The 2971-nt window shown below is 41.4% G+C and carries 2 protein-coding genes; both read right to left on the bottom strand.

Going from position 1 to position 2971, the window contains the following annotated elements:
- On the bottom strand, window positions 1-1069 hold a 1069-nt coding region (locus tag QT992_RS29635), incomplete at its 3' end, for a tetratricopeptide repeat protein (protein ID WP_333313441.1).
- A partial coding sequence (locus QT992_RS29630; protein ID WP_333378374.1) for a tetratricopeptide repeat protein occupies window positions 1062-2971 on the bottom strand: 1910 nt, incomplete at its 5' end. The genes QT992_RS29635 and QT992_RS29630, both read right to left, overlap by 8 nt.

Raw genomic sequence — 2971 nt, 5'->3', positions numbered from 1 at the left:
TGCCTGTTCTCTTACTGAGAATAGATGCAAAACTTTGTTTGTAACTGACAGTTCGATAAAAATCAATCGCCTCGGCAATTTTACCTTGCCTCGTCAAAGCTTCCCCCAAATTCAGATAAGGCCAAAAAGCCTCCGGTTTAGCTGCAACAACTTCGCGGTACAAGTTCTCAACTTCATCTAGCTTGTCTTGCCTAACAAAAACTTCCCACAAATTGTAATAAAACCACCAAGGAAGATCGGGATTTATTTCTATTGCTTGGAAAAATGCCGCCGCCGCTTCCTCCCAATATTTTTGGTGGCTCAAAACAGCACCTAAATTGTAATAAGACCAGCAATCATCGGGTTTTTGGGCGACAGTTGCGCGAGATGAGGCTAATGCACGATCCTCTTCGAGGGCAACGCTTACGCACTTTTCTTGCTGCTGCAACAACTCCTCTAATCCTGCTGACAGTTCTTCACAATCCGGCATATTTGTCAAGAGCATTTTGTAAAGAATAATTGCGCTTTTTGGGCGATCGTACTTGGCTAAATTCTCTCCTAACTGCAAATAAAACTCCCAATTTTCCGGTGTAACTTGCAATTGAGATTGTTCTAACACTAAGTTTAAATCCGACTCTGTTTGTCCGAGAGCGTATCCCAACTTCTCGTAAATTCCCGGCAAATCTCCGTCAAGTTCAATAGCTTTTAAATACGTAGCGATAGCTTCATCCCACTGTTTTAGTTTAGTTAAAGCGTCGCCTAAATTGCAAAAAGACCAAGCAAAATCCGAGTTGAGTGCAATCTCGCAGCGGTAAGCAGCAGCAGCTTCTTCCCATTGCCGAAGTTTCAGCAAAGCATCGCCCAAATTGTGATAAGACCACGAAAAATCGGGATTTAACTCAACCGCTTTTTTGTAAGCAGCGACAGCTTCCTCCCATTTTTCAACTTTCAGCAAAACATCGCCCAAACTGTGATAAGACCAAGAAAAATTAGGATTTAATTCAATAGCTTTTTTGTAAGCAGCAACAGCCTCATCAAACCGACCGCTTTCTTGCAGGGAATTACCCAAATTGTGGTAGTCATTATCCATGCAAAACTCCTGCAAGATTCATTAATTTTTCCAGCGACTTCACATCCAACCGCATATCTTTATGTAAAGGTTTTATCGGAGTTCTATCATTAACCAAATCGCCAATTAAAGAGTAATGTTCCAAACCGCACAAATTGCTAATAGTCCAATAACAACTTGGCACATACATAGGAGAAAAAATTTCGATTACTTTAGTTCCCGGAGTGCAGAAAACTAGATTAGTCAATCCAGCTCCGTGGGGTGCTACAACTACTTTAGCAGCAGCCAGACAGGCTGCTTGTTCCGCTACCGACATCGTTTCCAGCTTGACACTGCGAAACCCAAATTTTTGTAAGTAATTAACTACTTCTTCTTCGTTGACGATTCGCCGATAGGATGCTTGTTGACGGGTGATATAAATTCGCTCTGAACAGTCGGTTTTTAGTGGTATTTTATGGTTCAAAAATGACTGTTTTAGATATTCACACTTCCATTTTGAGGTGCCAGATCCATCTTTACAAATTGACGGAACTATTAAATTATCGGCAGTTATGTGAAAGGAACAGCCACTTTCTAAAATTTTATATTGAGGAATTCCTAAAGTATTTAAAGTTTCTTTTTGATAAGTATAATCGCCGGCATTGACAACAAACTTATCTACACTATCTATTAACCCGCTCCGTTGTATATGATCAAACCGGGTAATTACATCAAACATCCAATGAAAATAAGCTCCTCCCCAGGGAGCGGACAAAAAAGCAACACTTCCATCTATATGCTCCACAGGAGGCAATTTGTCGGAAGTTACTATTAATTCAGGACAACCCATTGAAACATCGAGAACAAGTTTATTATCTGAAGTAATTGCCGCAGTATTAATGACATCTGCCCAAGCTCGTCCGTTTGGCAGTATGGCAACGAAAGCTTTTTTGATGTAAATTTTTTTTGGGGAAAGTAAGTTATTGTTATTGTCGGTAGTTTGGGAGGCGGATAAATTGATTTGGGTTGCAGGATAGATGTCAATGCAAGAGATGTTCGGATTTGACTCGGCGGCGACTATCATATCCTCTGTAAACTGACAGTATTTTTTGAGAACACTTAACGGTAAGATTTGATGGCTGCATTTTTCCCAATCGCTCTCATCGACTTCTCCTTGTTGTTCCAGAGCATAACCTATATTATCGTAAGCTTCCAACAAATCTGGTTTAATTTGCAGTGCTTGAACTAAAGTAGTGATTGCAGGTTCCCACTGCTGTTTTGCAATTAAACTCAAACCCAATCCTTTGTAAAACCAACAGGATTTGGGATCGAGATTGATGCCTTTTTCGTAAATTGCGATCGCCCTTTCTAAATCCCCTTGATTCCGCAGTGCATCACCCAACTTTTTGTACAGCCAACTCTGCTCAGATTCGAGCTCGATAGCACGACCAAAAGCAACTGCTGCTTCAGACCAATTTTCTTGTGATTCCAGAACTTCCCCCAAACAATTGTACAGCCAACAATCATCGGGATTTAATTCAATAGCTTTGCGGTAAGCCGCCGTCGCTTCTCCCCAATTTTCCAGTGCAATCAAAGCCTTACCTAATCTCTCGTAAGACCAACAAAAATCGGGATTTATTTCAACTAACTTGCGGTAAGCAACAGCAGCTTCCTCCCACTCAGAAAGCTCCATCAGCACATCACCTAAATTGTTGTAAGTCCAACAAAAATCGGGATTTAACTCAATAGCTTTGCGGTAAGCAGCAGCCGCTTCGCCCTGTTCCTCAATCGCCTGCCAAGTTTCCCCCAAAAAGTGGTAAGACCAACTAAAATTAGGGTTGAGTGCGATCGCCCTTTGGTAAGCGATCCTAGCTTCGTCAAACAGTTCTTTCTCTTGCAGAGCTTTACCCAACTTGTGGTAAGTTAAGTAGTTGCCCGACTTAA

This window comes from Microcoleus sp. T3_D1 (assembly GCF_036700405.1).
Classification (GTDB): Bacteria; Cyanobacteriota; Cyanobacteriia; order Cyanobacteriales; family Microcoleaceae; genus Microcoleus.
This window is presented reverse-complemented; position numbering and strand designations above follow the sequence as displayed.